Genomic DNA, 25,566 nt, shown 5'->3' with positions numbered 1-25,566 from the left:
CCCCGATCCGCCGTGCCCACCCGATCCGAGCCGCACCCCCGGGTGACCCCGCCAGGAAGGCAGGCCCATGACGACCGCACAGCACATCCAGTGGATCGCCCTGCCGGCCGGTCTGTCCCCCGACGGGACGCAGGCGCGCCTGTCCGTGTTCGTGGCCCCTCGACTGGAGAGCGACGGGCCCGGCACGCTCGCGGCGTTCCCGGACTTCCTGGACTGGCCGGCGCGGCTGGCCGACGCGGAGTTCGCCCTCTCCCTCGCGGACGCGTCCGGCATCCCCGACGGTGAGACTCCGCTCGTACCGCTCACGCGCACCGGACCGCCGCCCGATTCCGCGCTGTGGCAACTGTTCTTCCCCGCCGGCACCCCGGTGGACCGGTTCGAGTTCGACGACCACCGGCAGAACACCATGGTGACCTACCCGGCTCGCGAACTCGCGGACACCACACGGCAGTCGTTCGCGGACACCGCGGCCGAGTCGCCCGACAGCATGCCTCCGAGCCGGCAGATGAGCACCCTCGCCGGCTTCGCCGCCGCCGCCGACATGCCGAGCACCATGCAGAACATGCGCGAGAACATCGTCACCCAACTCGCCGCCGCCGACCAGCTCGTCGCCGAACAACCGGGTGAACTCGTACAGCCCGATCTGAGCCCCCAGGAGGCGTTCCTCGCCTTCCACGAGCCGCAACCGCAGGTTGCCGGCCTGGTCGCGGACGACGGCCCGCACATCGCGCCGCCCCCGGAGGTGCCGCACGTCGACTTCCACCAGTTGTTGTCCTCGCTCGGCGACCACCCCACGCTGCTGCGACGCCTGGGTCTGGTGCTGGACTTCGTCATGCCGGTCGCGCAACTACCGCCCACGAGCGGCGAACTGACCATCTGCCTCGTACCCGGCTGGGAACCGCTGCTCGGGCCGGACGCCTCGCACGACGACGCCGCCGCGACGCGCTACGCGCTGGCCCCGGGCCAGGGCTTCTGCGCCGCCGCGGAGGGCAGCGACGCGTTCGGGCCGCCGGCGCGCGGACTCCTGGCCCTGCCGGAGGACGAATACGCCATCGAGCAGGCCGACATCGACGGCGTCACCCTCAAACTGCTGGCCGCCGCCGTCGCGGCCGACACCGACGGGGACGCCGAGGCCGCGCCGCCGACGGTGCGTACCAAGGGGCTCTCGCTCGTGCTCGGCGACCGCACCCGGCACCTGCACGACAACTTCCGGCGGGCCGCCGAGCGGCAGGACACGCTCGTCGGGGAGACGACCGTGGTCCTCACCGCCGAGGACCTCGTCCGCGGACACCGCCTGGACGTCTTCGACGAGCGCCGGCAGAAGTGGTTTTCGCTGCACGAGCGCGAAGTCACCTACGACCGGGCGGGCAGTCCGGGCGACCACCTGGCCACCGCGTCCGACGAAGGATTCTTCCAGCTCAGCCTGGCCACGCCCACCGCCGCGCCGGGTGCCGGGCAGCGCGTTCACGTGCACGAACACCTGGTCACCTGGGACGGGTGGGCGTTGTCCGCACCCCTCCCGGGCAAGGCCCTGGCGAACGGGGAGGGGCCCGAGCGCATCCCCAACGCGGCCGCCACGACACTGCCGTTGGAGATCGAAACCCACGTCCGGCCCGGCTCGTTGCCGCGCCTGAGGTTCGGGAGTTCCTACCGGATCCGGATCCGCACCGTGGACCTGGCGGGCAACGGGCCGACCCTGGAGGAGGCCGACGGGCTCCTCGACCAGGACGTCCTGGTGTTGCCGGCCACGGGCGCCCCGGTCTTCCGCAGGTTCGAGGCGATCCCTCCGCCGCTGCTGCTGCCACGCGTCGAGTTCACCGAGGGAACCTCGGCACACCGGCTGGTGATCCGCAGCACCGCCGAACTGTCCCCGGCGCAGTACGCCGAGACGTTCAACGCCTCGCCGCCGGTCGCCGACGGCACACATCCGCCGTACCACGAGGTCGACGAGCGACACGTGGTCGCGCCCAAGACCTCGCTGGAATGCGTCGAGCGGCACGGCAGGCTCGACGAGGCCATCGGCTCGGGCGACGCCGACGCACACCGGCGGATGTACACGATCGCGTCGCGGGAGAGCGGGTCGCTCGACGACCCGTCGCTGCCCGGCATGGCGTCCGTGACGTATCCGTCGGCGACCCCGGACGGGACGGAGGGTCATTACGTGCTGTACACGGGCGAGACGGTCGAGCTGCCGTATCTGCCCGACCCGCTCGCCGAGGGGGTGGTCTTCCACGAACTCCCGGGCCTGCCGGAGCGTCAGGCGTTCGAGGTGCCGTGGAACGCGGCCGACTGGCATGCGCCGCAATCGCTCCGCCTGTGCATCCGGGAGGGTGACGGAGCGCCCGTCTTCGACCCGTCGACCCGGGTGCTGACCGTGTTGCTGCCGAAGGCCACCGTGGCGACCGTGCGGGTGTGCTCGCGCGTCAAGGTCAACGAGAAGACGATGGGCATGCTCAAGTGGTGCCGGGACGCGCTGGATCCCGATCAATTCGAGAACGTGATGGCCGCCGCCCGGGCCAACCGGCACTGGATGTTGACCCCGTGGTACGACGTGACGCTCGTTCATGCCGTGCAACGCCCCTTGACTGCACCGCTGTTGACGCTCAACGACGCACCCGACCGGATGCCCGGGGCGACCGGCGAACACCTCGTCGGCTCACTGGAGTTGAGCGCGGCGAGCACCGAGCGCGTCGACATGATCGCTTCGTGGAGCGAGAACGTGGACGACCTCACCATGCCCGGCCCGAGCGTCCTCGACGTCACCGTCCCGGTGTTCCGACTGCCGCTCGCCGCCGCCGTCCCACGCGACCCGGTCGCGAGCGAGGACTCACCCAGCACCCTCGACGGCGACACCCTGACGTTCAACACCTTCGTGGCCGAGGAACTCGCCTTCGCGGTGGAGCCGGACCAGCCGCCCGCGACGCCGGTGCCGGCCAAGTGCGAGTTCGGTGACAGCAAGCACCGCGACGTGACCTTCACCCCCGTGGCGACCACCCGGTTCGCCGACTACTTCCCGCCGGAGTTCGCCCGGGACACCGACCGGGAACTGCTCAGCGTGCACGGCGAACCCGTCGAGCACAGCGTGCTCAGCAGCGCCAAACCCGCCGCGCCGCACGTGTTGGGCACCTTCCTCACCCTGGGGTTCGAGACCTTCGGGAGCCTGCCGGACGGCCTGGAACGGCGGCGCCGCGGCGGGGGCTTCCGGGTCTATCTGTCGCGACCCTGGTATTCGTCCGGCAACGGCGAGCTGCTGGCCGTCGTGCTGGGCCTGGAGGGTGACGAACAGCCGCTCCAGGCACACCCGTTCATCACCCTGATGGGACGCGACCCGATCCGCAGCGCGGCACCGGTGTTCCTGCCCTCCGCGAGCAACTTCCCCGGCGCACAGACCACGCTGGACGTGGCGCTGCCCGAGGTCTTCGACGGATTCGCCGTCACCGCGGCCGGGTTCGAGCCCACCTTCGACGGGCCGTCCGGCCGGTGGTACGTGGACATCGACGTCGACAGCGGCGACGCCTACTTCCCGTTCCTGCGGCCCGCGCTCGCCCGCCTGCAACGGCGCTCCCTGGAGGGCTTCCAGCTGTCCCAGATCGTCCTCACCGACACCCTGCGGCTGCTGCCCGAACGCACCCTCACCGTCTCCGGCACCGACCCGCTGAGCGTGCAGCTCACCGGCCCCGCCTATCACGACGACAACAGTCCGCCCACGGTGTCGGCCGGCTTCCAGGTGCGCGACCCGGACGTCCCCGACCCCGTTCTCGGTTGGATCGATCTCGACGACACCAGCACCGAACTCTTCGCCGACGACGACACCAGCCTCTTCCCCACCTACTCCGCCGAAATCCCCCTCCCCTCCCCCCGCCCCGACCGACCCCTCCGCCTCCTGGTCAGCGAAATGGCGGCGATGCGCTCCGACTTCGCCGCCGACGAGTTCGGCCCGGCCACGGAAAGCCTGGTCTATGCGGACGCGGTGGAACTGTGACCGGCGCGGTCACGCCAGGCGACGCGGCGGGCGCAGACTTGCGGCGCTCTCGGCGTTCTCCGTCGTCCTCGCCCTCGTCGCCGGCGGCGCGGCCCGGCGGCGGGCGGGGTGTGCCGGGATCTCGCGGGCACGCCCCGCTCCGACGCCGGGCCGCGTCGTGGCGTCAGGTCGCGTCGCGGAAGGGGCCCGTCACCTCGAAGGTCACTCCGGCCGTGGGGGAGTTGGAGGTGCCGCGCTGGGAGGAGAAGTACAGGCGCCGCCCGTCGGGGGAGAATGCCGGGCCGGTGATCTCGGAGCCGTCGTGGCCGGTCACCTGAAGGAACGGCGCGACCGTGTCATTCGGCGTGATCAGGCAGATCTGCATGTCGCCGCCGTCCTCGGCGACGAACAGGTCGCCGTTGGGGCGCCCGGTGATGTTGTCCACGCCGGTCAGCGGCGCGGAGCCGGCAGGCACCAGGTCGTCGTCGTACGCGAGGTCCAGGGCACCCGCCGCCGCGTCGTACACCCACACGCGGTTGTCGCCCTTGGTGGTGAACCACACTCGCCCGTCCCGATAGTGCGCACCCTCGCCGCCCTTGAAGCGGCGCGCCTCCGCGACCTGGTTGCGCGTCCCGGTGAGCCAGTCACCGGGCCGGGGCACCGTCCGCCACGTGACCGGCCCGGTCACCGGCGTCGCCGGGGCGCACAGTACGTCGAGGCGTCCGCGCGAGAGATCGCCCCACGTATCGGGCGTGAATCGGTAGAAGCAGCCGTCGGATTCGTCCTCGGTCAGGTAGATCACCCGCCGGTCGGGGTCGGCCGCGGCGGCCTCGTGCTTGAACCGCCCCATGGCATCGCGCTTGACGGCGCCGGTGCGCCCGTACGGATCGGTCTCCCACACCCGCCCGAACGCGATCTCCTCGCAGGAGAGCCATGTGCCCCACGGCGTGGCCCCACCCGCACAGTTCAGGTTCGAGCCGCCAAGGATGGAATAGGCGCCGTCGATGCTCCCGTCCGCGGCGAAGCGCACTGCGGAGACCCCGCCCACCAGCGGGAGTTCGGAGTTGGAGACGTAGATCCACCCGGCTCCGTCGCGGAAGCAGGCACCACCGTCCGGCGCCCCGTGCCACAGGTGTGTGGTCCCCGTGACGAAGTGTCCGCTTTTCGCCACCACGCGCGAGGTGAACCCGGCGGGCAACCGCACCCCGTTGACGTCCGGCGCCGACAACACGCCATAGGGCCCTGTCCCCGGTTGCGCGGGCCCCGCATGCGCAGCGGACGCCCACAGTGAGCCGCCGAGCACCAGTCCGCCCGTGCCGACGGCGGTACCTCGCAGGAATGTACGCCGATCCATGTCGTACTCCCTTCTCGACGACGGCCGGAACCGCCGCACGCGACCCCCGTGTTACCAATGGGTACGTTAGGACCGAACCGCCGTCGGAGGAATGCCCGCACGAGTGAAATCCCGATGACGATCGGGCATGCAACCCGTTCGGGCCGGGGAACGCATCCCGGCAACCGTCACGTCGGGGCCCGGCCGGGGCGGACAGAGGCCGCCCCGGCGCGAACCGGCAAGCGTGGTCGATCAGATCGGCTTGCGACAGAGGATCTCGCCGTGCGGGACGGAGAACCACGCGTCCTCCTGCCGCCCCCACTCCCGCCATGCCTGCGACACCGCCCGTAGCTGCTCGATCGTCGCGTGGCCGCCCTCGGTGGCGCGCTCGGCGTACGACGAGGCGAGCGTACGGTCCGCCCACAGGCCGCTCCACCAGGCGCGTTCCTCCGCGTCGGCATAGCACCAGGTGCTCGACGAGCACGTGACGTCGGGGAAACCGGCTTGCAGGGCCCAGGACTTGAGCCGCCGCCCGGCGTCCGGCGCGCCGCCGTTGGCCCGGGCCACCCGCAGGTACAGGTCCAGCCAGTCGTCCATGCCGGGCGTCGCCGGGAACCAGGCCATCGTCGGGTAGTCCGCATCGCGGGCGGCGATGATCCCGCCCGGCTTGGTGACCCGGTACATCTCGCGCAGCGCCTGCACCGGGTCCCCCACGTGCTGGAGTACCTGATGCGCGTGGACGACACAGAAGGTGTCGTCCGGATAGTCCAGCGCGTGCACGTCCGCGGTCGTGAAGTCGACGTTCTGCACGCCCTGTTCGGCAGCCGTCGCGCGCGCCTGCTCCAGGACGTCCGGTGCGTGGTCGACGCCGGTGACGTGTCCGTCGGGGACCAGCGCCGCCAGGTCGGCGGTGATGGTGCCCGGACCACAGCCGATGTCCAGGATCTTCATGTGCGGCTTGAGCGAGTCGAGGAGATAGGCCGCCGAGTTGGCCGCGGTCCGCCAGGTGTGCGAACGCAGCACGGACTCGTGGTGCCCATGCGTATAGACGGCGGTTTCCTTCGACATGACGTCCCCTTCGCGTCTTCCGGTAGGCCGGATCGGCGGCATCGCACCGCGAACCGATACCCGACACCGTACGCCTGCATGTCGAATGATGAGATACGTATCTCAAGGAATGGACACGGCCCAGGCCGGGTCGGGGCTCGCGGGGTTTCACCGCGAAGACGGCACGGCCCGCCGCGTCCGTACGCCGACCAACGATGCCCCCGATCCGCGCGCACCCTGCGCGACCCGCACGCCTTCCTCGCCGCGTACGTGAAACCGGACCGTCGACCCGTCGCGTCACATGCGATGACGGGGCGTGCGCCCCGGGTCCGGAGGCGTCCTCATGACCATGAACTCCCTTGACTCGCAGGGCCGTCGCCCTGCCGCCGGCAACAGCACCCCGTCATTACCGCGCACCGGTATGCGCATCCGCGCTCGTCTGCTGCTCGCCGCGACCGCCGCCGCGACCGTGCTCGGCGCAGCGTTGCCCGTCTCCCCCGCCGCCGCGGCGAGCGCACCCGGCGGTTGGACCGCCGCGCAACTCCCGGCGGGTGGCGCCGGTGTGAGCCTGACCGGCATCACCAAGCCCGATGCGCACACCACCTGGGCGGCGGGCTTCCGCATCACGGACGGCGGCCCGTTCGCCCCCGTGTTGTACGCGCGCGACGACCGGCGCGGCGGCACCTGGGCCGAACTCCCCACCGCGCCCGAGGCCACCGGGCGCGTCAACGCCGTCGCCTCCACCTCACCACGCGACGCGTGGATGGTCGGCGACGCCTCCGAAAACACCGGAGACCCGATCACGACCCAGCACTGGAACGGGCGTTCGTGGACGGTCCGGTATGCGCCGATGCCGCCGAACTCGCAGGGCGGCGGGCTGCTGAGCGTCGCCGAGCGCACCCCGAACGACGTGTGGGCGGCCGGGTGGGTGCAGTTGATCGACAAGATCACGCCCGATCCGGACGGCGGCCCGCCGCAATACGAAACGCACGATGAAGGCATCGTGCAGCACTGGAACGGCCGCGCCTGGACGCGCGTCGCCCTTCCGCAGCCGACGGCCTCCTGGGCGCTCAACTCCATCTCCGTGAGCGGACCGAACGACATCTGGGCTGTGGGCAACGGCTTCGGCGACAACGACAAGCCGCTCGCGCTGCACTATGACGGACGTGCGTGGCGCGTCGTTCCGGTGCCGCAATTCGGCGGTGTGTGGGGCGAGTTCAACGCGGTCGTGGCATACGGCCCGAGCGACGTGTGGGCGGTCGGACGCCGACTCCTGGACGACGAGGACTCCGGGCACGCGCTCGTGATGCACTGGAACGGCCGCTCCTGGACCCCGAGCACGCCGCCGCCGGACGCCGGTCCGATGTACGGCGCGGCCCGCGCACCCGCCGGCATCGTGGCGGTGGGCGCGACCGTCGATCGCGAGAACGGGTACGGCCTGCGGGTCACCGCCTCCCGGGCGGCTTCGCTCGACATCCCGGCGCCGTCCGCCGACGGCAGGTCGTACCTGCCCTGGTCGGTACACGTCGACCGGGGCACGGTAACGGCCGTCGGCATCTCGACCGGTCCCGCCCAACCCCTCGCGGGCCTGGTCCTGACCGGCCGCCCGTAGCCTCGACGAGCGCGCGCAGGCCGTCCCGGGGCGCCGCGTCACGCCCCGGCACGGCCTGTCTGCCTGCGTGCCTGCCTGCGCACAACGAACATGGGCAACACCGTCTGCGGCAACCACACGCCGGGACAGTCGCCCGCACGGCAATCGCGCGGCCGGGGACCTCGCCTCTCGGGCGTCCTCCCCCGCCGCCCCTCCGGGCCGCGTCACCTCGTGTTCGGGGGTCCGGCGCCGGGTCAGGTCTCCTCGCCGCGGGTGTTGGCGACGAACAGGGCGATTACCGCCGCGCCGGCGAGCAGGAACGCGCCGACCAGGAGCGCCTTTTGGAAGCCCTCGGTGTAGGCATGGGCCGCCGCGTGGCCGGCGCCCAGGCGATGGCTCGTCTCCGAGGTCGCGACGGCGGAGAGGACGGCGAGGCCGAACGCGCCGCCGAGTTGTTGCGCCGTGTTCATCAGGGCCGCCGCCAGGCCCGCCTGCTCGGCCGGCACGCCCGCGTTGGCGGCGGTGGCGACGCCGACGAAGACGAACCCGAGCCCGAACGACATCACGACCAGGCCGGGCAGCAGGTCGGTGAGGTAGGAGCCGTCCACCGGGATGCGGGAGAGCATCCCGATCCCGGCGGACGCGATGAGCGCGCCGACCACGATCAGCGGCCGGGTACCGACCCGGCCGAGCAGCGGCTGGGCCAGTCCGGCGGCGATGCCCACGCCCACGGTGACCGGCAGGAACGCGGATCCGGCGCGGATCTCGGAGTAGCCCAGGACGTCCTGCATGTACAGGGTGAGGAAGAAGAACATCGCGATGAAGCCGGACATCGCCACCAGTTGCGTCACGTTCGCCGCGGCAAGGCCCTTGACGCGGAAGATGCTCAACGGCATCAGCGGGTTGCGACCGAGCGCCTCGTTGATCACGAAGGCGAACAACAGGCCACCGGCGACGGCCAGTTCGACGATGGTGCGGGTGGATCCCCAGCCCTGGTCGGGTGCCTTCACCAGGGCGTAGACCAGCAGGACCAGTCCGCCGGTGGCCAGCACCGTGCCGAGGAAGTCGAAGCCGCGCGTCGAGGCCCGGTGCCGGTCGTCGGGGAGGAGTCGGGGGATGGCCGGGAGGACGAGTGCGCAGACCGGCAGGTTGACGAACATGACCCAGCGCCAGCCGGGACCTTCGGTGAGTACGCCGCCCAGGAACACGCCGACGGCGGAGGCCAGTGCCCCGGTGCCGGCCCAGGCGCCGAGTGCCTTGTTGCGGTCGCTGCCGGTGCCGAACGAGGTGGTCAGGATCGACAGGGCCGCGGGCAACATCATCGACGCGCCCACTCCCTGGGCGAGCCGGGCCCCGATCAACACCGCGGAACTCTGGGCCAGTCCGCCGATCAGGGAGGCGATGGCGAAGACGACGGTGCCGGCGATCAGGACCCGACGGCGCCCGATCAGGTCGGCGGCGCGCCCGCCGAGGAGCATCAGGCCGCCATAGGTCAGCAGGTAGCCGGATGGCACCCATTGCAGGCCCTGGTTGGTGAGGCCGAGGTCGCGCTGGATGCTGGGCAGCGCGATGTTGACGATGGAGGCGTCGACGAAGTCGAGGAAGGCCACCGCGCACAGCAGGACGAGGGTGAGCTTGCCGCGTGTGGTGGTCAGAAACGAGGCCTCGGCGACGTCGGATCGCGCCGTCGCGGCGGAACTCGCCGGATCCGTCGAGTCGGTCGAGGGGAAGGTGCCGGTGGACATGGGTTGCTCCAAGAGGGATGCGATCGGCATCGGGGCGTGCGGGCATGGGGCGGCGCCGGTGGGCGCAGCCCGAGAAAGTCGGGTGGTGTCGGGTGTGGTCGTCCGGCATGTGGGCCACTCGGGCCGTCTCGGCGACGGCCCCGGAGGCCGGGGCGGTGAAGCGTCCTCCGTTCATCGCGCCCGGGCCGGCGCGTACGGCTCCCCGCGCGGCGCCCGATGCATCGGACTCCTCATCTCCGAGACCGTTGCGCCGGGTGGCCGGGGTTCGGCGGCTCAGCCGTCGGTGGCGTGCGGGCGTCTCCGGTCGTCGTCACCGGTCGGCATCGTGTGCGGGATCCGGGTGAAGTCGGGGTAGTCGATCGAATCACCGTCGTCCACCACGTCGAGCGTGACGCCCTGGAGCTTCTCCGGGTTGGCGATCACGTCGATCCGCACGATCCGGCCGCCCGCCACGGTGAAGCCCGCGATGCCGCTGGGCCGGTTGGGGTCGCCCACCAGGCGTCCCGGGCCGCCGTTGACCACGACCGGGCGGGAGTAGGGCAGGAAGAACGGGGCCGACTCGAGCATGTGCCGCGCGACCTGCTCGGCGCCGGCCAGGGCGGACGAGGCGGCGTGCCGGTTCGCACCCAGGTCGATCCGGAAGGAGACGTCCGGATCGAGGGTGACCATGAGCGCGTCGAAGTCACCCTCCTGCGCCGCGGCCAGGAACGCGTCGACGACGCGGCGCTGCTGCCTGAGGTCGCCCTCCGGCTGCGGCGCGGACTGCACCCGCCGGCGCGCCCGGCTGGCCAACTGCCGAGCCGCCGCCGGGCTGCGGTCCACGATGGGGCCGACCTCGTCGAACGGCATGCCGAACACGTCGTGCAGTACGAAGGCGAGCCGCTCGGCCGGGTTGAGGGTCTCCAGCACGATCAGCAGCGCGAGACCGATGGCCTCGGCCTCGATGCTCTTGTGCTCGGGGTCGTGCGCGTTCGCGTTCGCGTCGGCCGAGCGCACGATCGGCTCCGGCAACCATGTGCCGGGATAATCCTCGCGGCGCAGCCGTCGGGCGCGCAGCATGTCGAGGCAGATCCGCCCGACGATCGTGGTCAGCCAGGCCCGCAGGTCGCGGATGTCCTCGTGCTCGTTGCGCGACACCCGCAGCCAGGTCTCCTGGACCGCGTCCTCGGCGTCGCTGCGCGAACCGAGGATGCCGTACGCGACGGACCGCAGGTGCGGGCGCAGCACCTCGAACTGATCGGCCGGCCACATCGCGCGCCGCGTGGGCGCCGGCCCGGGTTCGTTGTTCATGCGATGTAGACGAACGTCGACCCGAAAGTGTGACGTGCGGGCGGGGCGGGCGGTGTCGTGCGCCATCGGGTCGGGTAGGGCGGGGGCGGTTCGCCGACCAGGGTGGTGGAGCGGCGGGCGAACACGGATCGGGACAGGTCGGCGCGGGCGCCCGGTCGCGGTGGCAGGCGCAGCAGGTCGGGGAGTTCGGAACGGATGGGGGCGCGGGTCGCCCGGTCGGTAGGTGTCGGCAGACAGCCGACGCCCCCTCCGCAGCCGGGTCGAACGGCTTCGGAGGGGGCGTCGTCACGGGTGTACAGCCGGCTTCACCCGCGCCCGGGTGGCCGATGGCGTCGGTCGCGCGTCACCTGCCGGTCACGTGCGGCGCCACTTGCAGCGCCACTCGCGGCGTCGTTTGCGACGTCACTTGCGGTTCAGCCGCAGGGACATCGGGTCGATGCCGATGCCGTCGATCACGAACGTGGCGTCGCGCGTGGCGAAGTAGGGCGACAGCATGTCCACGAACGTCACCACGTCGACTCGCTTGACCAACTCGGCTTCGGCTGCGGTCCATTCGTCACAACCGGTGACGTCGGGCTTGGCCATGGCGAGACCCGTCAGACGCTTGTACTCGGGGTTGTCGATGGAGCCGAAGTTGATGCCGTCGGGTCCCGCGGGCCCGCTGAAGAAGGGGATGAGCTGGTCGGGTTGGGTGAGCGTGAGCGGGGTCCACGAGATGTCCCACTGGCCGGAGGCCAGCACCTCGCCGGTCGTCCCGTTCGTGAGCGGCTTGCGGGTGACCTTCACTCCGAACGACTTCCACTGTTGCACCGCCAGTTCGACGGCCGACAGGAGTTGGGAACCTCCCGTGGTGGGGTGCGGCAGCACGATCGACAGTTGCCTGCCGTCCTTGGTCCAGTACCCGCCCGACTTCTTCCAGCCGGCGGCCCGCAGCGCCGCCGCGGCGCGGGCGGGGTCGTGCGGCGGGGTGTTGGCGCTGACCGCGTCGGCCTGACAGGGCGGCAGCATGGTGGTGGCGACCCTGGTCGGCGCCGCTCCCTTGCCCCCGCTGGCCACCGCTCCCAGCTGCTTGAGGTCGAGTGCGGCGATCAGCGCCCAGCGCACCTGCGGATCGGCGGTGACGTGCCCGGGGCCCTCGTTGATCAGGAGCATGCCGAGCGGATCGCGCTGGATCTGGGCCTTCAGCCCGGCCGCCGACAACCGGATGCGGTCCGCGCCGGTGACGGAGGCGATGTCGAGCTGTTTGCCCAGGAGCAGGTTGGCCCTGGTGGACTCGTTGGAGACGACCTTGAAGACCACCCGCTCGGGCAGTTCGGCGGATCCGGTGCCGTTCGGGCCCCAGGCGTAGTCGGGTCGTTTGGTGTAGGTGAAGTGGTCGCCCGTCGCCACCTCGGTGAGTCGGTAGGGCCCGGTGCCGTCGGTGGCGTGGGTGAGCGAATCGGGTGCCGCGAGCCCCGAGGGGCACACCAGCGGCAGTCCCGTGGTGCCTCGCAGCAGGAACGGCGTCGGCTCGGGGGTGCGCAGCGTCAGGGTGTTGGTGGCGTCGTCGGCGGTGGCGACGGTTCCGGGTGCCACGGCCAGGCCGTACAGCGGCGAGGTGTTCTTCGGATCGACGATGTAGTTGTACTGGGCCGCGATGGCGGACGCGGTGAGCGGTTTGCCGTCGGCGCAGGTCACGTCGCGCCTGAGGGTGAAGGTTGCGGAGAGGGTGTCGGACGTCCATTTCTCGGCCACACTCGGCACGATCTGTCCGTCCGCCCCGATGCCCACCAGGGTGTCGTAGGAGAACCGGCTCATCACGGACGTGATCGTGGACAGCGAGGTGAGCGGGGACACGTTGCCGGGGTCATCGGTGATACCGATGGTCAGCGTGTCGCTCCCGCCCGCGCCGGCGCCGTCGGTGGCGCCGCATCCGGTGGCGAGCAGACCCAGGGCAACCGCCGTCGCGGCACCGCGCGCCACGCCTCTCATCGCGCACCGCCGGCGGAAACGGCGCAGCGCATCGACCGCTCGCCCCTCGATGCGGCGGCGAGCAGCCTACGGGTGGCCCGGCCCACCGCCCGGACAGCGGACCCGACCGCATCGGATCGTCCCATGCTGGATACCTCCTCGGAGAACGGCGCAGGTGCCGCAGAGGACGCTCACGGTAGGCAGCGTCCGGACACCTCGTATCGTCCGCCCGAACGAAGAACGACCGTCGATTCCGTCCGGATCACCAACGGCAAGCCCGATCATGTCCGACACTCTGCTCGAGATCCGCTCCGGCGCACGTTCATACCGTCGACCAACCGCTTGGGAGTCGAACACGACGCGGCTCGATCTCCCTGCGCTGCCGCGCGAGATCCCCGCGGTGGACGGCCCGGCGCGGAAAGGCCCGAGGCATGCAGCGGCCGACGCACGGGCCCGATGGCGGGGACGACGCACGGGCCCGCCGTACGCGGCGACCGCGCGTGCCTACGCGCGCGCGATGGACCGCGACGTGTACGGCTCCGACCGGCGGGCCGGGGGGGGTGGCAGGCGGGCCGTCGTGGGCCGTGTCGGGTTCAGGGGCCGCCGTCGGATCCGTGCGGCGGCCGGGGGTCGGGCTCCTCGGGCCGGTTCGCGTCCCCGGCGTCCGCGGCGCGACCCAGGAGCAGGTCGGTCACCAGGGCGAGCGGGGGCCAGTTCAGCCGGCCGTGGCGGGCCACCGCGTACGCGCGCATATCGACGTGCGGAAGGGTGAGCGGGAGCAGCCGCACCCCGGGGGACGTCGCGATGCCCCGGGGCAGCAGGCCCACCCCGAGACCGGCGCTGATCATGCCCTGGACCAGGTCGAGGCTGTCGGCCTGGTGGGTGACGTGCGGGGTGAACCCGGCGAGCGAGGCGAGCGTACGGACCACGGTCTCGTCCGCGGTGTTCCGGGAGTTGACGATCCAGTCGTGGCCGGCGAACCGAGCGAAGACCTCCGCCGTCGTGCCCCCGCCGTCGGCGGCGTCGGCCGCCTCGTCGGCGACGGCGTGCGCCGGCACGCCCAGGTCCCATCGCGCGGTCCACAGCGGTATGGCCCGCACGGTCGGGTCCTCGGCCGCCGGCGCCAGGTTGTAGTCGTAGGTCAGTGCCAGGTCCGTGCCGTCCTCGGCCAAGAGGGCCAACGCCTCGGCGGGTTCGTGCTCGCGGATCAGCACCCGGATCCGCGGATGGTCGGCGGCGAGGTCGGTGACCACGGGCAGCAGGTGGCCGCGGATGGCGGTGGCGAATCCGGCGACGCGCACGGTGCCGCTGGGCTCCGCGCCGGGGGCGAGGTCGTGTTGCGCCTGCTCGACGGCGGCGAGGATGGTCACGGCGTGTTCGGCCAGTCGGCGCCCGGCCGGGGTGAGCCGGACCCGGCGGCCGTGCGGCTCGATCAGGTCGGCTCCCATGTCGCGGGCCAGCGCCGCGATCTGCTGGGAGACCGTCGAGGTGCTGGTGCCCGACACGTCCGCGACCGCGTGCATGGAGCCCAGTCGGGCCAGTTCCACCAGTACCTGTAGCCGTCGGGTCTCCATTCCCCGATTGTCCACGATTCGCGAACGATGTGTTCCGAATCGGCACGTGGACACGAACAATGCGAAGCATCTCTACTTGGGTCATGAACACGTCGCCCGAACGCACCCGCCTCGCGACCGCGCGCCCGCAGCTGCCGGACGCCGCGACGGGCGCCCTGATGGCCGTCGCCGCAATGTCCACCGTCCAGCTCGGGCTGGCGCTGTCGGTACCGCTGATCGACCGGCTCGGCGCGCTGGGCACGGCCGGGCTGCGACTCGCGTGGGCGGGCCTGGTCCTGCTGGTTCTCGTCCGGCCGCGCCGCCGCGACTTCACCGGCCGGGACCTGTGGGCGTGCACGATGCTGGGCGTGGTGAGCGGGGGCCTGATGCTCTTCTTCATGCTCGCCGTGGCGCGCCTGCCGCTGGGCACCGCCAGTGCACTGGAATTCCTCGGCCCGCTGGCGGTGTCCCTGTACGGCGCCGGCCGTGGTCGCAGGCGCTGGACGGCGCTGGCCGGCATCGGGGTCGTGCTGCTGACCGAGCCGTGGCATGCCGGGATCGACCCCCTCGGTCTCGGCTTCGCACTGGCCGCCGCGGCCTGCTGGGCGGCGTACATCCTGCTGACCCAACACGTCGGCGACCGGGTCACCGGCCTGAACGGGCTGGCCGTGTCCATGCCGGTGGCGGGCCTGGTCGCGATGCTCGTCGCCGCCCCCGCCGGGCTGGGTGAGGTGACCTGGCCGCTGTTGCTGATCATGCTGGGGCTGGCCGTGCTGAGCGCCGTGCTGCCGTTCAGCCTCGAATTCCTCGCGTTGCGCCGGCTGAGCACCTCCGCCTTCGGGACCCTGATGAGCCTGGAACCGGCCATCGCACTGCTGATGGGCCTGGTGGTGCTGGACCAGATCCCCGGTCCGATGCCCGCGGCCGGTGTCGTCCTCGTCGTACTCGCCGGCATCGCCGTCACCCGCGCCGACACCCGCACGACCCCGGCCCGCGAGCACGGGAACCTCGCCCCCGCCCCGCCTCCCGAACCCACCGTGCAAGAGGTACGCGCGGACGTCTCCGGCCAGACCACGCCCGAGCACGGGAACGTCCCTGTCCCCCGAGTCGCCCGCAGCTCGGCGACGTCCACGGGCCGGGGTCCGGGTCCGGGTCCGGGGGTCACCCACCCCGGAGAGCGCTGCGCCGACACCCTCGGCTGATCCGGATCGCGGATCGGGAGCAACCGCCCCTGTGGAAACCGGAGTTCGCCGCAGCGCCAGCCCCGGTGATGCGCCACACGTCGGCCCGGGCCCACCCGCTGCAACCGAACGGCGGGGCCCACCCGCGCTTCGCCCGCGACACCGGATCGGGTGAACCCGCGGACAGCGCGGGCGGTTCGCCCCGATGGCCGTGGACCCGTACCCGGGTCGGCCCCCGGTGTTGCCCGTTGCCGGCTGCTGATTCAGCGGCGTGGACGGCCGCGCGTCGCCTCGGCGTGTGCCCGTTCGAAGAAGCTTCGGCCGCCCGGGTAGGTCCAGGGCACGTGGAAGCCCTGGTGGTCGGTCGCCTCGAACCGCACCGCGAGTTCGGACCAGCGCTGGGACCTGGCCAACGCGTAGCCCAGCGCGCTGTGGTCGGACAGGGCGCTGGGGTGGCGCGGCGAGGCGTCCACGGGGTAGCGGTCGAGGGCGGTGTCGAGGTCCGTCTGTCGGGCGGCGGCCCGCCAGAAGTCGGTGTCGTCCGCGTTCCCGTCCCGGTGCATCCGCTGCGCGTACTCGATGTGCGCCTCGACGAGCAGGATCACCAGGGGCGAGCCGTCCGGCGCGTCGGCCGCGGCCTTGCGCGCGAACTCGTACATGTCGGTGTGCGATCCGTGCCACTTCTCGCACAGGTACTGCAACGCCGCGTCGTGACCGGCGCGATGCCGCGGGTCACGCTCGCACAGTGCCGCCCATCGGGCGTCGAACACGGCGCGCGAGACGCCGAGTCCGCGACACACGCGCAACCACGAGACCCACGGGGTGGGATCGTCGGCCGCGGCCTCGGTCGCGAGCAGGCACGCGCGGTCGGCCTCGACCAACAACTCGTGGAAATCGGCGAATTGGCGTCCGCTGGTGAGGCTCGCCTGCTTCGCGCCGCGCGCGTTCCAGGCCGCGCGCACCGCCGCCGCGGCCGCCACCACCAGCGGATCCGGCGACTCGGGCCGCTCGGTGCGCCATGTCCACAACCACTCCGGGTGCAGCGCCGCGACCTCGCCCAGCGCGGTCACGGCGACCACCCGGCGTGCCCAATCCCGTCCCACCCGATCCAACAGCGCGGCAGCCGGCGCGAAGTCGCCGTCGCGCGCGAGACCTTGCGCGATGGCGCGGATCTCGTCGTCGTCCAGCGCGGCGTCCCACACCAGCACGGGTGCCGGCGTAGCCGAACGCACCGACGTGAATCGTCCCCAGAGTGACATGAGCATGGATCCTATGCGCCTCCCTGACCCACCGTCAGGGGGAAAAGCGGAAGCCCCGGAGCGCACCCGCCGCCGGCCGCCCGGACAGCCGCGTGCCACCGGGACTCGGCCGTGGCGCCCCTCCTCGCCCGCCGCTCCACCGATCCGCCCGATTCCACCGATGCGTCTGATTCCTGCGGTAGACGATCACGGCCGAGCAGCCGGACGTGGTGCCGCCGGCCGCGCCCCGGTACGAGAAGCACGACCTGTCCTGCACCGACAGGCACCCGTCCGTGCACACGACGGTCACTCCCGCGATCGATCCACCGCGGCAGGCGCGTACCGACTTCGACGCGTTCCACGCGATCGCCGCACGCCGAGGCTAACCGGCGCGCGAGCATCCGGGCATCCGGCGCGATCCGGCGACCACCGCGCTCAAACACTGCACTCCGGGCGGGACCGCCCTGGACCGGCGGGACGCCCCTGGGCCGGCGACCGGGCAGTGCCCACCGGTGCGGGGCCGGACCATGCCGGAGCCGACCATGGTCGAAGGCGACCACCCGGCGGTGGCAGCCGGGATGGGCACGCCCGGGCCGCTCGCCGATTCGCGGGATCTGCCCGCCAAGGGCATCACCTTCGACGTTGCGCGAGAGGTCGGGGAGCCGGGTCGTCGTGCTCGCGATGCCGCTGGTTCGCGCCTCTCCCGTCCACCCGCCCCGGGCACGCCTTCGGCGGCCCGCCGGGCCACCTCTTCGGGCTTCCCGGTCACGGCCGCCGCCGACGTGGTGCACAGGTCCGGGACGAGCCGGCCGGCGCCGAGGCCGACCGCATCAAGGGTCGGCCGGACCGGCTTCCGACCGGCCGACCCTCCGGCCCGGAGGCGTCCCCCCCCGCAGCTCGACAACCGCCCGCCGGGCGCGACCCGGCGGCCCGACGCGGCCGGGGGTACGTCAACCCGTGGCACGGCAGGCGGCGGGGTCAGAACGAGCCGCCGCCGTCACCGCCCCAGCCGCCACCGCCGTCGCCGCCCCACCCGCCGAAGCCGCCGCCGCCGTCACCGCCGCCGAAGCCACCGAAGCCGCCGTCCCCCATCCCGTCCGCGCCCGCGGCATAGCCCATGTTCATGAACGCCCCGAGCGTGGTCCCGATCAGCAGGCCGGGCAGCAGCATGCCGCCGTACCAACCGGCCGCCCACGGCCCGTAGGCGGGACCCGCCTCCCAATAGGGCCGGCGTCCACCGGGGGCGTCCACCTCGCGGATCGCCGGGTCGAGGCCGTCGTCCAGGCGCGCCGCGTCGGCCGCGCAGACCGGTACGTCCCGCTCGGCGCCGTCCCCAGGCGCCCAGCGCATGTCCCGCACGGACGGGCCGTGCCGCGGGTCGAAGAAGCACGGCGGTCGGCGCTGCGGAAGCGGCGTGCCCCGGCGCCGGGCCTCCAGGGTCGCGAGGGCGAATCGCCCGTCGTCCAGGGCCTCGCTGACCGCGCGCACGTCCGCCGGTTCGCGGGCCGCCGCCATGGCCGACTTCGCCCGCTCGTAGGCGTCGAGGGCGTTCGTCCATTCCGCGCGCATGCCGTCGTCGGAGTCGGCCGCACCCGGGTCGAAGGCGGCCCGTTCGAGCGTCTCGCCGTACGCGGTGATGTCCTCGTCCACCACGGGCCGCACCTGCTCCAGTTCCTCCCGCGCCTGGGCCACCCGGCGGGTACGGCTGCGCCTGCGCGCCAGCAGGAGCACGCCGACCCCGGCGGCGATCACGACCGCGACCACGGTGAGGCCGACCCACGACGAGCCGCCGCGGTCGTCCGCGGGCGCCGATCCCTGGCGCGCGTCGGCCACGGCCCCGTCGACGAAGGCGGTGAGCAGACCCGGCCCGTCGCCCTGGTGCGCGGCGAGCACGTCGCTCTTGAGCGTGGCGAGCCGCGCCCGGGACATCACCGACGCATCGGCCGCGGCATCGAACCTACGGCCCACCGCGACCGCGTACACGCCCGGTCGGCCCACCTGCTCGCGCAGGCCCGACAGTACCGCCGCCGGCGAACCGGCCGTCGCGAGCGGCGAGTCGGCCGGCACGGCGACCACGAAGACCGGCTTGCCGGACGACCGGATCCTGGCCCGCAACGCATCGGCGGTATCACCGGGCAGCACGTTCGCGGCTGCCGGAACGGTGTACACCGGATCGTCCCGCAGCGAGGCCGCGATCGTCCCGATGCCGCCGCCGGAGGCCGAGTGCGCGGGCGCCGACGCGAAGGCCAGGATCGCCAACACGAGCGTCAACCCGAGCACGGCCGCCCTCGACGGCAAAGACTTGTAACGAAATGCACCTTTCGTCATGTATTCAGGCTACTGCCGCTCCCCCGGCCGCCCGGGTGGACGCCACGTACGGGCCGCCGGTCACCCGGGCAGGCGGCACGTACGGGCCGGCCGCCGCCCGGGCAGGCAAGCACGTACGGGCCACCGACCGCCCGAGCAGGCGGCACGTACGGCCACCGCCCGCCCGGGTTTGCCGGTGCTCAGCGCGGCTGCGCCAGGGACACCGAGGCCACCCGCCGGTCGTCGGGCCCGGCCTGACAGGTCACGTCGCGGGCCGGGAGCCGGCCGGTGACCAGGTAGGCGGTGGTCGCCTCGTCGGCACACCGATTGCCGGAGTAGGTGTACACGCCGTGACCTTCGCCCCCGTCGACGGTGATCATGCGCGACCCCTTGAGGGCGCGGTGCATCGACCGGGCCGCGACGAGCGGGGTCTGGGAGTCCCATTCGTTCTGCACGATGAGCGTGGGCACCCGGTTGTCCACGACGGTGAGCGGCTCGCGGGGTGCGTTCCAGAACGCGCAGGGCGAGATGCCCGACGCGTGGTCGCCGTAGAGCGGGTAGCGGATCGTGTCGAGTGCGGATTCCACCCGGTAGCGCCAGGGGTCGCTCGGCCACCGGGTGTCGCCGCAGACCACCGACCACGTCCCGGATATGTCGGGCCCGTCCACAAACGTCCCTGGCAGTTCGGGGGTCGGCTCACCGGCTGCGGCCTGCTTCAGGATCACCACCCACTTCGCCGCTTCGGCGACGGTGGCGAACATGTGCCGGTAGCTGTCCCGGATCCGTGCGCCGTCCAGGGAGGCGGTGCCGACGACGATCGGCTCACGGTCCGCGCGGGCGACCAGATCCCGGAAGGTCGCGGTGACCCGGGCCGGGGTGTCGCCGAGGTGATACGTGTCCGAGCGTTCGGCGGTCCACTGCGCCCATCGCCGGAAATTGGCCTCGCCTTCCGAGCCCCAGAGGCGGAACATCTCGCGCCACATCCGATCGGGATCGACCGCGCTGTCGAGCACGAAGCGGTCGGCGCGGGAGGGGAACAGTTGTGCGTAGACAGCGCCGAGCGCGGTGCCGTAGGACACGCCCAGGTAGGAGATCCTCCGCTCGCCCAGCACCGTCCGGATCACGTCCATGTCCCGGGCCGTGTTGCGGGTGGTGATGTGCGGGAGCAGATCACCCGCACTCGCACGGCACTTGTCCGCGACCGTGCGGGCCCACGCGACGTTGGAGTCGAACGTGCGGTAGGGGCGCAGGATGGTCCGTTCCTCGTCGGTGAGGCCGCACCGGACGGGAGTGCTGCGGCCGATGCCGCGCGGGTCGAAACCGATGCGGTCGTAGCGGTCCTTCACCGGTTGCGGCAGGGTGGCGTCCATTTCCCAGGGCATGCCGAGCCCGGGACCGCCCGGCCCACCGGGGTTGAGCAGCAGGACACCGTGCCGCTCGGTCGGATTCGCCGCCTTGATCCGGGAGATCGCCACGTCGATGGCACGACCGGTCGGATTGCGGTAGTCCAGCGGCACCCGGACGGTGGCGCACTCGAAGGAGGCGGGCGTATCCGCGCCGCAGCGCTGCCAGTTCGGGTGTTGTCGCGCGTAGGCACCGAGGTCGCCCGACTCGTCGGCCGGGACCGGAGCCGCGCCCGCGGTACCGGCGGCGAGGGTGGGCGTGAGGCCGGCGATGACGGCAACGGCGAGCAGCGGGGCGAGCCGACGCCCGCGCACCCTTCCGAATCTCGACCGAATACCCGGCGCGGCAGGGGAGTCCGTGGAATCACGTCGAACGCGAGATTGTTCCTGTGATCGCATGTCAGGGAGGCTACGAATCCGGAACGGGACCCACCTCATCCTCGGGCACGAGGGACTCGGGTACCGGGCCGCAGACCGAAACGCGCCGCACATCCCCCACTGGGAGCAGGACTTCGGTACCGGGCCGCAGACCGAAACGCGCCGCACATCCCCCACTGGGAGCAGAACTTCGGTACCGGGACGCGGCCGGCGACCGGCACCTGCGATCGAGGGCCACGGTCGACCGGAGGATCGACGCCCGCGCCGCCGAACCCCTGGCATCGTTACGCCCGACCCATGCCCGGCCGAGACCGGCGAGCCGTCCGTACGCCCCACGCAGCCGTACCGACACCGGCCGCCGCGCCGCATCCCAACTGCCGCGACCCACGAGCGATATCACCCGACGAACCGACCGAGGACGCAACCCGGGCGCGCCTCCGCCCCGTCGCCGCGCCGCCCCGCCGCACCGCTGCACCGCTCGCACCGCTCGCACCGCCGAACCCACGCACCCGGCCCGCACCGCTCGCGCACACCGCCGCACCACTCGCGCGCAGCACTCCACCTGAGCACCATCGCCCCGCACCAGCACCCGCACCGCCCGCGCGCACCGCCGCACCCACGCACCGCCGCGTCCGCCGCACCCCGGCGTACTCGTGCGCACCCCACCCGCACACCGACCACCCGCCGCCGCCCACGCGCTCCCGCCCCGCCCACCCCTCCCCCACGCGTCGCCCGCCCGCCCGCGCGTCGTCGGCGCGCGACCTCACGCCCGGGCGCGCAGCGTGCCGCCCGGCAGCCCCAGCAGCCGCTCGGCCGTTCCGATCGCCATGTCGTGCAGGGCCGGGTGGTCGAACGGGGTGTCGTCGTTGCTGTAGGCGCCGAGGCCGTCCACGTTGACCAGGATGTGCAGGGCGACCCCGAGCGGGTCGTCCGTGGTGAACTCACCCGCACGTACCCCCTCATGGACGAGCGCGGTGAGGGCGTCGCGGGTGAGTTCCTCCTGGCCTCGGACCGCCGCGCGCAGGCCGGGTTTGAACCGGCTGACGTGGCGGGCGTTGAGCCAGAGCCGGCCGAGGTCGACGTACTCGCCGTCGGTCAGGCGCGTCAGGAAGCGGGCGAGTCGATCGACGGGGGCGAGCCCGGCCTCCGCATCCGGGAGCAGCGACGCGCGTTCCTTGGTCGCGGCGTGCGTGAAGGCTTCGCTCACCAGGTCGTCGGCGGCCGGGGCACGACCATGACGCTCTTCGCGACCCTGGTCTTCGACTTCCTCACAAGCGTCAACACGATGCTCGAACTCGTGGTCGTCGTCACCGGTCCGGCCATGGCGGTGGCCGTGACCGACCTGCTCCTGCGCCGCAACCGCTACGACGGATCCGCCCTTCTCACGGCACGACGCGACGGCCCGTTCGGGTATCGCGGCGGCGTGCACGTGGCCGGCGTCCTCGCCATCACCGTCGGCGGCCTCATCGCCGCGATGTGCGTGACCACGAGCTTTTGGACCGGCCCCCTGGCCACGGTCACGGGCGACCTCGACCTGGCCATCCCGGGCGGGATGCTCACCGCCGCGGCGATCTATTGGGGCGTGGCCCGCGCCATGCGATCGATCCCGCGCGCATGACCCGCACCCCCGACGCACACGACGCCCGAGCCACCCGCGTCACCGCCGGGTCCGGGCCGGCCGCGAACGCCCCGATCACCACCCCCATACCGGCCCCGACCCCGAAAGAGAACCACCCCGTGCACGCCGACGTCATTGTGCTCGCCCGACACGTCGAACACCTCCACCCCGATCCCGGGCCGAATACGGGCACACACCCGGCCCCGGCCCCGGCGCCGGACCCGGACAGGGACACGCGGAGCGACACGACGGATCCGATCGCCGCGTCGTCCCCCTCGAACGCAGTGGCGATCCACGACGGCCGCATTCTCGCCGTCGGCGACGCCGCGACCATCGCCCCGCTTCGCGGCCCCGCCACGACCGTGTACGAGTTCCCGGAGGCCACCATCCTGCCGGGCCTGGTCGACGTACACGCCCACCCCGTCTGGGGGTCGATCTCGATCGGGAGCGGCGTCGACCTGTCCGGCGCCGCCACCCTCGACGAGGTATGCCGACTCCTCGCACCGGCCGTCGGCACACACCCCGAGGACGCGTGGATCACGGGATACGACCTCGACGTCAACGCGTTCCCCGGCGAGCCGACCGGCGCCGTGCTCGGGGAGCGTTTCCCCGGACGCGCCGTCTCGCTCATGACCCGCGACGCCCACGCGCTCGTCGTGAGCCCCCGCGTCGTGGAACTCGTCGGCCTCACCGGCCAGGAGACTTTCACCGACGCCTCCTCGATCGAGGTCGGCCCGGACGGCCGCCCCACCGGATATGTGGTCGAACTCCAGGCAATGGACCTGGTGTTCGCGCACTACCCCGACGTACCCGTGCCCACCGCCGCCGGGTACGTGCGGCGCGAACTCGAACGGCTGGCCCGCGGCGGCCTCACCGGCCTGCATGCCCTGGACTTCGCCGACCCCTCCGAGGCCGTCTACCGACACCTCGAACAACACGGCGAGTTGCCGGTGCGCATCCGCTGCTCGCCCCTGGTGGCGGCCGACTCGGGCCCGGAAGCGTGGCAGCACGTCGCCGATCTCCAGGGCCTGCGCGGCCGGCGCTGGCACGTCGAGGGGGTGAAGTTCATGCTCGACGGGACCGCCGACAACGGCACGGCCTGGTTCGAACGCCCGGACACGCACGGCGAGAACTGCGAACCGCTGTGGCGCGACGTGGACGCCTACCGCGCCGCGATGCGGTTCTTCGTCGAGCGCGGCATTCCCACCGCCACCCACGCGATCGGCGACCGGGCCGTGCGCTTCGCGCTCGATGTCATCGAGGAGATCGGACCGGTCCCCCGAGCCCCGCATCGCATCGAACACGTCGAGTCCATCCCCGACGACCTCCTCGGCCGCTTCGCCGAACTCGGCGTCGTGGCAAGCCTGCAACCCGCGCACGCCACCCGACATACCCGCGGCGACGGCACCGACAACTGGTCGCGGCGCATCGGGCCCGACCGCGCCGCGCACGGCTGGCGCACCCGCGACCTCGTGGACCACCACGCCGTCGTGGCACTGGGCTCCGACTGGCCCATCGGCCCGGGAGATCCGCGCGTGGGGCTCGCCGACTGCCAACTGCGCCGCCCCGTCGACGAACCGGGCACCATGCCGGTACAACCGAAGCAGGCGCTCACGGCACGCGAGGCGTACGCGGGCATGACGCTCGCCGCCGCCCACGCCGCCGGCGCTTCGCACCGACTCGGCCGCATCGCCCCGGGCTACCTCGCCGACCTCACCGTCCTGGCCGCGAACCCCCTCGACCTCACCCCCGAGGCCCAGGCCCGCAATCCCGTGTTCGCCACCGTCGTCGAGGGCAACGTCCTGCTGCACACCCACCTTCCCAAGGACCGCCCGTGACCGCCGCACCGAGCCCCCACCCCGAACCCCGAACCCGCCTGCACATCACGGCCGCCGGCGACCCTCGCACCCGCGGCATCGCCCGCGGACAGGCACTGCGCGCGGGCATCCAGGGGGCAATCGACACCTACGACCGGCTCTTCGCGCTCGGCGGCATCACCCCCGACCGGGTCCGCGACCACGCCGACCGCGCCCTGGCCACGATCGACGGCTTCCGCCCCGACGCCCGCGCCGAGATCGAGGGCGTCGCCGCCGGCGCACACGTGCAGACGTGGCGCATCGCGGCCCTGAACGCGCGCACCGAGATCCTCGCCCACAGCACGACCGTGCCTCCGGGCGAATGCACCACCGTGGTACGCCGGTTCGACCACGCCGTGGCGCCCGCCGCAGCCACGTTCGGCATCCAGACCTGGGACTGGCACGTCGAAATCGCCGACCACTGGCACACGTTCGATTCCCGCGGCGGCCGGCACGACGTGGTCGGGCTGACCGAGCACGGCATCCTCGGCAAGATCGGCATCAACAGTGCCGGCCTCGCCTTGCACTTCAACATCCTCGGCCACGTGCGCGACGGGGTCGGCGGCATCCCCATGCACGTACTGGCGGCGATCGTCCTCGAAGAGGCGGCCGACGTCACCGAGGCACTGGAGATCGTCCGCAGCGCCCCGGTCGCCTCCTCCGGATCGTTCGCGCTGTTCGATCCGTCACGCGCCGTCCTCCTGGACCTGAGCCCCTCGGGCGTCTTCGAGATCGAACCCGAGAACGGCGTCCTGCTGCGCACCAACCACTTCCTCACCCCGATACCTGCGGCGAACGAGAAGACCTGGCTCTACCAGCCCGACTCGACCGAGCGCCGCGACTTCGTCCAAGCCCGCCTCGCCCGCCGCGGCGCACCGAACACGCCCGACGAACTGGTGGACTTGCTGGTCACCGGGCCGGGCGAACCACCCGTGACCTGCGTTGCCGATCCGGACAAGCCGCTCGGCCAACGCTGGGCCACGCTCGCCACCGTCATCCTCGAACCCGCCACCCGCACCGCGACCATCCTCGACGGCACACCCGCCGACGCCGCCTCCGGAACCTGGCGCAGCCTCACGGCGTGACGCCTCGATGGCGGCCGAGCCGCCCGATGC

The 25,566-nt window shown here is 72.5% G+C and carries 16 protein-coding genes; 6 read left to right on the top strand and 10 right to left on the bottom strand.

All coding sequences use genetic code 11. From position 1 onward, the window contains the following. Window positions 1–67: 67 nt before the first annotated feature. Window positions 68–3,982, top strand: coding sequence for a hypothetical protein (locus ACZOOI_RS41525; protein WP_465282000.1), 3,915 nt, complete (start codon window positions 68–70; stop codon window positions 3,980–3,982). A 163-nt stretch (window positions 3,983–4,145) separates the two neighbouring features. Here the strand turns inward: ACZOOI_RS41525 and ACZOOI_RS41520 are convergent, their stop codons facing one another. Together ACZOOI_RS41520 and ACZOOI_RS41515 are read right to left on the bottom strand one after the other, a co-directional pair. Beyond that, window positions 4,146–5,315 (bottom strand): alkaline phosphatase PhoX, encoded by a 1,170-nt coding sequence (locus ACZOOI_RS41520; RefSeq protein ID WP_465281999.1) that lies wholly within the window; start codon window positions 5,313–5,315, stop codon window positions 4,146–4,148. A 231-nt stretch (window positions 5,316–5,546) separates the two neighbouring features. Further along, window positions 5,547–6,362: a class I SAM-dependent methyltransferase gene (locus ACZOOI_RS41515; protein ID WP_465281998.1), complete on the bottom strand. Its 816-nt coding sequence runs from the start codon at window positions 6,360–6,362 to the stop codon at window positions 5,547–5,549. 400 nt (window positions 6,363–6,762) lie between these two features. On the opposite strand from ACZOOI_RS41515, the gene ACZOOI_RS41510 reads away from it, so the two are divergent. Continuing rightward, window positions 6,763–7,953 carry a beta propeller repeat protein gene (locus ACZOOI_RS41510; RefSeq protein WP_465281997.1) on the top strand — a complete coding sequence of 397 codons (1,191 nt, stop codon included), beginning with the start codon at window positions 6,763–6,765 and terminating at the stop codon, window positions 7,951–7,953. A gap of 233 nt (window positions 7,954–8,186) precedes the next feature. Here ACZOOI_RS41510 and ACZOOI_RS41505 read toward each other — a convergent pair whose 3' ends face one another. The 4 genes from ACZOOI_RS41505 to ACZOOI_RS41490 all read right to left on the bottom strand — a co-directional run bounded on the left by ACZOOI_RS41505 (window position 8,187) and on the right by ACZOOI_RS41490 (window position 14,491). Further along, window positions 8,187–9,677 carry an MFS transporter gene (locus ACZOOI_RS41505; protein ID WP_465281996.1) on the bottom strand — a complete coding sequence of 497 codons (1,491 nt, stop codon included), beginning with the start codon at window positions 9,675–9,677 and terminating at the stop codon, window positions 8,187–8,189. Between the two features lie 273 nt (window positions 9,678–9,950). Further along, window positions 9,951–10,967 carry an RNA polymerase sigma factor SigJ gene (gene sigJ / locus ACZOOI_RS41500; RefSeq protein WP_465281995.1) on the bottom strand — a complete coding sequence of 339 codons (1,017 nt, stop codon included), beginning with the start codon at window positions 10,965–10,967 and terminating at the stop codon, window positions 9,951–9,953. 402 nt (window positions 10,968–11,369) lie between these two features. Then, window positions 11,370–12,938: an ABC transporter substrate-binding protein gene (locus tag ACZOOI_RS41495; RefSeq protein WP_465281994.1), complete on the bottom strand. Its 1,569-nt coding sequence runs from the start codon at window positions 12,936–12,938 to the stop codon at window positions 11,370–11,372. Between the two features lie 572 nt (window positions 12,939–13,510). Next, entirely contained in the window at window positions 13,511–14,491 is a 981-nt protein-coding gene (locus ACZOOI_RS41490) for a LysR family transcriptional regulator (protein WP_465281993.1), read from the bottom strand. 83 nt (window positions 14,492–14,574) lie between these two features. On the opposite strand from ACZOOI_RS41490, the gene ACZOOI_RS41485 reads away from it, so the two are divergent. Further along, a complete protein-coding gene (locus tag ACZOOI_RS41485; protein ID WP_465281992.1) occupies window positions 14,575–15,672 on the top strand; it encodes an EamA family transporter in 1,098 nt (365 codons plus the stop codon). Window positions 15,673–15,914: 242 nt separating this feature from the next. On the opposite strand, the gene ACZOOI_RS41480 is transcribed toward ACZOOI_RS41485, so the two are convergent. The 4 genes from ACZOOI_RS41480 to ACZOOI_RS41465 all read right to left on the bottom strand — a co-directional run bounded on the left by ACZOOI_RS41480 (window position 15,915) and on the right by ACZOOI_RS41465 (window position 22,184). After that, window positions 15,915–16,859, bottom strand: coding sequence for a hypothetical protein (locus ACZOOI_RS41480; protein WP_465281991.1), 945 nt, complete (start codon window positions 16,857–16,859; stop codon window positions 15,915–15,917). 1,008 nt (window positions 16,860–17,867) lie between these two features. Continuing rightward, a complete protein-coding gene (locus ACZOOI_RS41475) occupies window positions 17,868–19,217 on the bottom strand; it encodes a hypothetical protein (protein WP_465281990.1) in 1,350 nt (449 codons plus the stop codon). Between the two features lie 179 nt (window positions 19,218–19,396). Then, the gene (locus ACZOOI_RS41470; RefSeq protein WP_465281989.1) at window positions 19,397–20,914 is read right to left on the bottom strand and encodes an alpha/beta hydrolase; all 1,518 of its coding nucleotides are present in this window, start codon (window positions 20,912–20,914) and stop codon (window positions 19,397–19,399) included. 826 nt (window positions 20,915–21,740) lie between these two features. Beyond that, window positions 21,741–22,184 carry a TetR family transcriptional regulator gene (locus tag ACZOOI_RS41465; RefSeq protein WP_465281988.1) on the bottom strand — a complete coding sequence of 148 codons (444 nt, stop codon included), beginning with the start codon at window positions 22,182–22,184 and terminating at the stop codon, window positions 21,741–21,743. A 27-nt stretch (window positions 22,185–22,211) separates the two neighbouring features. On the opposite strand from ACZOOI_RS41465, the gene ACZOOI_RS41460 reads away from it, so the two are divergent. From ACZOOI_RS41460 to ACZOOI_RS41450, 3 genes are read left to right on the top strand one after another with little or no spacing between them, the layout of a single operon-like run. After that, the gene (locus ACZOOI_RS41460; RefSeq protein WP_465281987.1) at window positions 22,212–22,595 is read left to right on the top strand and encodes a cytosine permease; all 384 of its coding nucleotides are present in this window, start codon (window positions 22,212–22,214) and stop codon (window positions 22,593–22,595) included. Then, window positions 22,592–24,433, top strand: a complete 1,842-nt coding sequence (locus ACZOOI_RS41455) for an amidohydrolase (protein WP_465281986.1) — start codon at window positions 22,592–22,594, stop codon at window positions 24,431–24,433. Before ACZOOI_RS41460 ends, ACZOOI_RS41455 begins: the two co-directional genes overlap by 4 nt. Further along, window positions 24,430–25,536 (top strand): C45 family autoproteolytic acyltransferase/hydolase, encoded by a 1,107-nt coding sequence (locus tag ACZOOI_RS41450; protein WP_465281985.1) that lies wholly within the window; start codon window positions 24,430–24,432, stop codon window positions 25,534–25,536. The genes ACZOOI_RS41455 and ACZOOI_RS41450 overlap by 4 nt, the downstream gene beginning before the upstream one ends. The last annotated feature ends 30 nt before the right edge of the window (window positions 25,537–25,566 follow it).

The organism is Embleya sp. L77 (assembly GCF_055557415.1).
This window is presented reverse-complemented; position numbering and strand designations above follow the sequence as displayed.

Excerpts from the sequence above, each read along its gene's own strand:
- ACZOOI_RS41485 (WP_465281992.1), top strand. The coding sequence starts at position 14,575 with ATGAACACGTCGCCCGAACGCACCCGCCTCGCGACCGCGCGCCCGCAG.
- ACZOOI_RS41475 (WP_465281990.1), bottom strand. The coding sequence starts at position 19,217 with ATGACGAAAGGTGCATTTCGTTACAAGTCTTTGCCGTCGAGGGCGGCC.
- ACZOOI_RS41505 (WP_465281996.1), bottom strand. The coding sequence starts at position 9,677 with ATGTCCACCGGCACCTTCCCCTCGACCGACTCGACGGATCCGGCGAGT.
- ACZOOI_RS41490 (WP_465281993.1), bottom strand. The coding sequence starts at position 14,491 with ATGGAGACCCGACGGCTACAGGTACTGGTGGAACTGGCCCGACTGGGC.
- ACZOOI_RS41455 (WP_465281986.1), top strand. The coding sequence starts at position 22,592 with ATGACCCGCACCCCCGACGCACACGACGCCCGAGCCACCCGCGTCACC.
- ACZOOI_RS41515 (WP_465281998.1), bottom strand. The coding sequence starts at position 6,362 with ATGTCGAAGGAAACCGCCGTCTATACGCATGGGCACCACGAGTCCGTG.
- ACZOOI_RS41525 (WP_465282000.1), top strand. The coding sequence starts at position 68 with ATGACGACCGCACAGCACATCCAGTGGATCGCCCTGCCGGCCGGTCTG.
- ACZOOI_RS41460 (WP_465281987.1), top strand. The coding sequence starts at position 22,212 with ATGACGCTCTTCGCGACCCTGGTCTTCGACTTCCTCACAAGCGTCAAC.
- ACZOOI_RS41520 (WP_465281999.1), bottom strand. The coding sequence starts at position 5,315 with ATGGATCGGCGTACATTCCTGCGAGGTACCGCCGTCGGCACGGGCGGA.
- sigJ (WP_465281995.1), bottom strand. The coding sequence starts at position 10,967 with ATGAACAACGAACCCGGGCCGGCGCCCACGCGGCGCGCGATGTGGCCG.
- ACZOOI_RS41510 (WP_465281997.1), top strand. The coding sequence starts at position 6,763 with ATGCGCATCCGCGCTCGTCTGCTGCTCGCCGCGACCGCCGCCGCGACC.
- ACZOOI_RS41495 (WP_465281994.1), bottom strand. The coding sequence starts at position 12,938 with ATGAGAGGCGTGGCGCGCGGTGCCGCGACGGCGGTTGCCCTGGGTCTG.